This window comes from Mycolicibacterium novocastrense, assembly GCF_001499835.1.
Classification (GTDB): Bacteria; Actinomycetota; Actinomycetes; order Mycobacteriales; family Mycobacteriaceae; genus Mycobacterium; species Mycobacterium novocastrense.
This window is the reverse complement of sequence record NZ_LQIH01000020.1, coordinates 64,974-71,413: the sequence shown is the minus strand read 5'-3', so window position 1 is coordinate 71,413 and position 6,440 is coordinate 64,974. Positions and strand designations below refer to the sequence as shown.

At 66.7% G+C, this 6,440-nt stretch carries 6 protein-coding genes; 1 reads left to right on the top strand and 5 read right to left on the bottom strand.

Going from position 1 to position 6,440, the window contains the following annotated elements:
- The 5 genes from AU072_RS15805 to AU072_RS15785 all read right to left on the bottom strand — a co-directional run.
- The coding region (locus AU072_RS15805; protein WP_174524483.1) for an ABC transporter permease at positions 1-326 on the bottom strand (326 nt) is incomplete at its 3' end.
- A complete protein-coding gene (locus AU072_RS15800) occupies positions 313-1,482 on the bottom strand; it encodes a thiolase C-terminal domain-containing protein (protein WP_064414652.1) in 1,170 nt (389 codons plus the stop codon). The genes AU072_RS15805 and AU072_RS15800, both read right to left, overlap by 14 nt.
- Positions 1,479-2,657 carry a Zn-ribbon domain-containing OB-fold protein gene (locus tag AU072_RS15795; protein ID WP_064414651.1) on the bottom strand — a complete coding sequence of 393 codons (1,179 nt, stop codon included), beginning with the start codon at positions 2,655-2,657 and terminating at the stop codon, positions 1,479-1,481. Before AU072_RS15795 ends, AU072_RS15800 begins: the two co-directional genes overlap by 4 nt.
- Positions 2,658-2,674: 17 nt before the next feature.
- Positions 2,675-3,883: a CaiB/BaiF CoA transferase family protein gene (locus AU072_RS15790; protein WP_064414650.1), complete on the bottom strand. Its 1,209-nt coding sequence runs from the start codon at positions 3,881-3,883 to the stop codon at positions 2,675-2,677.
- Between the two features lie 49 nt (positions 3,884-3,932).
- Entirely contained in the window at positions 3,933-5,423 is a 1,491-nt protein-coding gene (locus AU072_RS15785) for an aldehyde dehydrogenase family protein (RefSeq protein WP_064414660.1), read from the bottom strand.
- A 290-nt stretch (positions 5,424-5,713) separates the two neighbouring features.
- On the opposite strand from AU072_RS15785, the gene AU072_RS15780 reads away from it, so the two are divergent.
- Complete coding sequence (locus AU072_RS15780; protein ID WP_064414649.1) at positions 5,714-6,412, top strand: SDR family NAD(P)-dependent oxidoreductase; 699 nt, start codon at positions 5,714-5,716, stop codon at positions 6,410-6,412.
- Positions 6,413-6,440 lie beyond the last annotated feature (28 nt).

The window sequence follows — 6,440 nt, the reverse complement described above, 5'->3', positions numbered from 1 at the left end:
ATCGGGCCCACCTGGGTCACCGCACCAAACGCCGCCCCCGCCCCCGACAAATCCGCAGCACCCAACTCGCGCAACAAAATGTTGAGCGTGAACGACACCAACACCGTGAACGGAATCGCCACCAACAACGTCGGCGCCAACGACACCCGAGCAATGAACCAACACTGCTCCAAAAACTCCCGCCACTGAAACGGCCGGCGAAACACAAACCGCACCGCATCAGCCGACATCGCAAACAACGCCCCAACCGCCTGCATCGGCCCGGCCAAATTCCGCAACGGCGGCAGACCCGCCGACCATCTTTCCGGGCCACTAGCTTGCGCCATTGCCGTCTCCTTCCAGGATGGTCACCGCCGCCACCGCCGTTGGCCCGCCAATGTTATGGGCAAGGCCGATCCGAGCACCGTCCACCTGGTTCACGGCTTCGCCGCGAAGCTGTGCAAACAGCTCGACGCACTGCGCGACTCCTGTCGCGCCGGGCGGATGCCCCTTGGACTTCAGCCCTCCGCTCGGGTTCACGGGCAACCCTCCGCCGATAGTCGTCTCTTCCGCTTCGACGAGTTTGTGGCCCCCGAACCTCTCGGCGAATCCGAGATCTTCATAGCTGATCAATTCGATGCCCGTGAAGAAATCGTGAACTTCAGCCACATGAACATCGCCAGGAACAAGACTGGCCATCTCAAAAGCCTGTTTGGCGGCCCGGACGGTCGCGGGCATCGTGGTCATGTCCGCCTTGTGTTGGTGCATCACCGAATCGAGGCCGAGCCCGACTCCGCGAATCCATACCGGGCGGTTCGTGAATCGGTCGACGACGTCTTCGGACGCCAGTATCAGGGCGGCCGCGCCGTCGCTCTGCGGTGCGCAGTCATAGAGCCGGAACGGGGTCACGACGACGGGTGCGGCCATCGCCTGTTCGACGGTGATCTCGAATCGCAGTCGCGCCTTGGGGTTGTTCGCCCCGTGCCGGTGATTCTTCACGGCAACCATCGCCAAGTGTTCCTGTGTCGCCGGTGCCTCGTGCAGATAGCGGCGGACGTGTAACGCGAATCCTGCGGGCGAGACCACCCCCAGCGGGTAGTCCCACGCCATGTCGCGGGCCATCGCCTCCCACTCCCACAACATGTCCCGCGACGTGGTGTCGCGCAACTTGTCGGCGCCCATCACCAGCGCTACGTCGAACGCCCCGGACGCGACGCCGAACAGCGCGTTGCGGATCGCGTCATTGCCTGTGGCGCAGGAGTTCTCGACGCGGGTGACGGGGAGGTCCGGCAGGCCCAGCGTGTCGGCCAGGATGCCCGCCGGGAAACCGTCGGCGGTGCCCATCGCGCCGAACCACGCCGCCTGCAGGTCCGACTTCTTCAAGCCTTTGTCCACGCTGGCCGCGCACTCGGCGAAGGCCATCGGCAGAAGATCCTTGAGCCCAAGCGCGAAATGTTCGCCGAAGGCGGTCATCCCGGCGCCGACGATCGCGACCCGCCTCATGCGGCGGCCACCGATTCCGGCTCGAACATGTACCCGTAGTCGGGTACTCCGGACCGAATGGCGAGGCGGCGCAACGCGAGTCGCCCGCGCGTGCCGATGTCCACGGATCCGGGCTCGGCGCCGGTCACCTTTACCAGCGCCCGTACGCCGACACCGTCGAGCGAGACGATCACCAGCGAGTAGGGCGAGCGCAGACCGGGCACCGGGATGTGCACGGTGGTTTCGGTGTAGACGGTTCCGGTGCGCGGCAACGGAATCAGCTCATACCCGCTCGAAAGCGTGGCATTGTCGGCCAGCCGGTACCGGGGCGGGAAGTCGAGCTCGTCGGAACCCGGGTGACGGCCGGCCTCCCAGCGCACCTTGGCCTCGAACGCCCGCTCGTATGCGGCGAGTGAGATGGGGATCTGGGCGTCGCCGACGATGGTGCCCGCGGGTTGGGGGCGCGCGGCAGGCTCGCGCCGGTTCAGCTCCGCGACGCCACCGGTGACCGTGATTCCGGACAGGCTCGCTTGTTCGACGGCGACCAGCGGGCCCGTCGTATTCCGTTCGGCCATACCGGCCAACGCGAACAACCCGGCGCTCGCGCCGGTGGTCGGCAGCGGGGGCGGATCCCCGATCGTCAGCTCGGCCGCCCACGAATGGTCGACACCAGCGACCGCCGCCGGGGTGTCCAGCCACGCCGCCTCCAGAGAGGCGATGAGCCCGCGCTCGTGCAGGAGCCGGGGGTCGCCGTAGTCGTGCACGTCACCGGTGGCCTTGCGGGTGCGCACCGGAAGGCTGCGCGCCACGCGGGCCGCGGTGCGCACCTGTAGCCCCCGCTCCGCGGTGAGTATCGCCGCCGCTCCGGCCGGATCGAGGTCGGTGCCGATGATCAACGTGCGCGGCCGCGCGGAACTGACGGCGTCGAGCGTCGCGGGTGCACCGCCGAGGCGCTCGTCGACCTCGAGTTCCGGGTCCAGCCCGAGCCCGGCCAGCAGGACCGCCGCATTGCTGCTGTCGAGCAGGGGCAGATCGCGGCTGACCAGCACCACGCGCTCGACCGCCCCGCTGGCGAGCAGCGCCGCCCGTCCCGCCTCGACGGCGAGGGTGATCGCGTCCTCGTCGTCACCGGGTTCGCGGTGTAGCGGCGCACCCCAGCACGGCAGGTATGTGCCGATCGAGGCGACGTAGGGCATGGGCTGTCTTTCGCGTTCTAGGTGACGGCGCCGGCCGTCTTCAGTTCGATGATGCGGTCCCAATCCAAGCCGAGTTCCAGCAATATTTCGTCGGTTTGCTCGGCGAACCCCGGGGCGGGTCCGCTCTGGGGTGCGCTGACATCGAACTGGACCGGATTGGCAACCAGTTCAAGTTCGCCGGCCTGCACCAGATAGTCGTTGGCGCGGATCTGGGCGTCCTCGGCGGCCTGCAGCGTGTCCTGGACCGGCGCCCACGGCCCGAGCAGCGTCGCGAACCGCTCGCTCCACTCCGCGAGCGGACGCTTCGACATCGTCTCCTTGAGGATCTCCGCCGCCGCCTCGGTGTTCTCGGCGATCGACTCCGCCGTGGCGAAGCGAGGATCGTCGGCGAGTTCGTCGAGGCCCATGTGCTTGCAGACGTCGGCCCAGAACTTCGTGGGTTGCATCATCACGAACGAGATGTAGCGGTCGTCGGCCGTCGGGTACAGCCCCACGAGCGGGTTGATCGGCGACCCATGGACACCGGGCGGGAAGGCCTCCATGCGCTGGCCAAGGTGTTTGGTCAGTGCGACCGTGTGCCCGAGCGACCAGAGTCCACTTCCGAGCAGCGACACGTCGACCACCGACGGCTCGCCGGTGCGTTCGCGTTTGAGCAGCGCCGCGGCGATTCCGCCCGCAAGGTTCGTGCCCGAGATCGTGTCCCCGTAGGCGGGTCCCGGCGGGCCGACCATGCCCGGGGTGCCGGGCGGGGTGATGGTGGCCGCGGTGCCCGCGCGACACCAGAATGCGGTCATGTCGTAGCCGCCCTTGACGGACTCCTCGCCCCGCGGGCCGAGCGCACTGCCCCTGGCGTAGATGATCTTGGGGTTGACGGCCCGGATGTCGTCGACGTCGATGCCGAACCGCTGCCGGTGCCCCGGCAGGAAGCTGGTCAGAAAGACGTCGGCCCGACGGGCAAGTTCGAGCAGGACTTCTTTGCCTTCGGGCACCGACATGTCGAGGCCGATGCTGCGCTTGCCGCGGTTGGCGTGTTCGATGTTCGGGTTGGGGTCGCCTTCGACGCGAAGCAACCCGGTCTGCCGCAGCCCGCGCTGCGGGTCACCGGTCACCGCATGTTCGACCTTGACCACGTCGGCGCCCCACTCCCGCAGCACCGCACCCGCGGAGGGGACGAACCCGTACATCGCCACTTCCAGGACGCGGATGCCGTCCAATGGTCCACTCACAGTTGTCTCTCCCCTGCCTGGCGGCGTGGACCCCACTTCACGGCCCACATCAGCCCACCACCGTCGCGAACGTCTTCGACTCCAGGAACTCCTCGAGACCCGCCCTGCCCATCTCGCGACCGATGCCGGACTGCTTGTAACCACCGAATGGGCTGTCGGGGCTGAAGTAGTTGCCGCCGTTGATGGAGAACGTTCCCGTGCGGATGCGCCGGGCGACCGCGAGCGCGCGGTCCTCGCTGCCGAACACCGCGCCGGACAGGCCGTAGATGGAGTTGTTGGCGATTCGGACCGCATCATCGTCGTCGTCGTAGGCGATGACGACGAGCACGGGCCCGAACACCTCCTCCTGGGCGATCTCGCTGTCGGGGTCGACGTCGGTCAGCAGCGTGGGCGTATAAAAGTAGCCGGGGTCGACCTTCTCGCCGCCGGTCACCAGCTTGGCGCCGGCCTCGACCGCGCGCTTGACCATCCCGTCGACCTTGTCGCGCTGCTTCTCGCTGATCAGCGGTCCCATGTAGGTGCCCGGTTCGGCCGGGTTGCCGTAGCGGACCAGGCCGAAGTTGTTCTTGACCAGTTCGACGATCTCGTCGTGGTGCGTGCGCGGCACCAGCAGCCGCGACGTCAGCGCGCAGCCTTGACCCGCGTGGGTGACCATGCTGAATGCACTGAACAATGCGGCCATGTTGAAGTCGGCGTCGTCGAGCACGATCGCCGCCGACTTGCCGCCGAGCTCGAGGAAGACCTTCTTCAGGGTTTCGCTGGCGGCAGCCATGATCCGGCGCCCGGTCGGGGTCGACCCGGTGAACGTCACCATGTCGACGTCTGCGCTGGTGGTCAGAGCGGCGCCCACCTCCGGATCGGCGCCGCTGAGCACGTTCACCACACCGGCGGGGATGTCGGTGTGGTTGGCGATCAGCTCACCCAGAGCCAGCGTGACCAACGGAGTGTCCGGCGCCGACTTCAGAACCACCGTGCAGCCGGCGGCCAGCGCCGGTGCCAGCTTCGCCAGCGCGAGCTGATTCGGGTAGTTGTAGGCGATGATCGCGGCCACCACGCCCCCGGCTTCCTTCTCCACCCACCGGTGGTGCTGCATACCGCGGCTTTCGATGTTCCCGAGATCCTCGGTCATCGGATAGGTCTTGAGCAGCTCGGCGTAGTACCGCACGATCTCGATCGGCTGGTCCAGCTGCGCACCCTGACAGAGCGCTTCGGTGGCGCCGACTTCGGCGATCGTCAGCGCGGCGAGCTCGTCACGGTGCTCGACGAGCGCTCGGTGAAACTGCTCGAGGCACCGGACACGCAGATCCACATCGGTCGACCACTCGGTCTCATCGAAGGCGCGACGCGCGGCTGCGACGGCCGCTTCGGCATCGGCCACGGTGGCATCCGGTGCGTGCCCGAGCACTTCGCCGGTGGCCGGGTTGATGGAGGGAAACGTCCGGGAGGTTTCGAGCAGCTGTCCGCCGATCAGCAACCGGCGATCGACGCCGACTGTTCCTGCGGCAAGTTCGGAGCTCGAGACGAGGGTCGCTTCCTGCATCATCCTCCTCAGATGTGGGGTTTTCGTGGCGTGATGGAAACTTCATTCTCATCCCCGGCGAATCATACATTCGCACGAAGAGAACTCAAGGAAATGATCGGAATCGCCACTGCCTGCACATAACGGTGCGACAATCTTCCGTCGAACGTCTCACCAGTGCGAATCGCCACGCCCCCGTGTCTTGCGGAGTTGCGAGACGCGAGAGTACGGTTCTCATAATCGAAAGGACGATTCTTGATGGCGTCGCGCACGCACGCGGGGAGCGAAATGACACAAGCTCGGGCAACGGCATGAAGAACGCCGTCGTGACTGGGGGCGGTTCGGGAATCGGGCTGGCCGTCGCGCAGCGTCTGCGCGCCAACGGCATGCACGTCGCGACCATCGACATCAACCCGTCGGACACCGACTTCGCCTATACCGCCGACGTCACCGACCGTGGCCAGGTCGAGGAGGCACTCAACGCCGTACGCGCGCAGCTCGGCCCGATCACGGTGCTCGTCAACGCCGCGGGGCTGGAGAAGTTCAAGCGCTTCACGGATCTGAAATTCGAGGATTGGCAGCGCGTCATCGACGTCAACCTCAACGGTGTCTTTCACTGCGTCCAGGCCGTCCTGCCCGACATGATCGAAGCCGGGTGGGGGCGCATCGTGAACATCTCGTCGTCCAGCACCCATTCCGGTCAGCCCTACATGGCGCCCTACGTGGCCGCCAAGTCCGCCGTCAACGGGCTCACCAAGTCGCTCGCGCTGGAGTACGGGCCCAGCGGCATCACCGTCAACGCGGTACCGCCCGGGTTCATCGACACCCCGATGCTTCGCAAGTCCGAGGAGCGCGGCTACCTGGTGGTGCAACAGAACATCGACTCGACACCGGTGCGGCGCATCGGCAAGCCCGAGGACATCGCGGCGGCCTGCGCATTTCTGGTCTCCGAGGAGGCCGGATACATCACCGGACAGATCTTGGGCGTCAACGGCGGCCGAAACACGTAGCGGCGACAAATAATAAGGAAAGGATCCT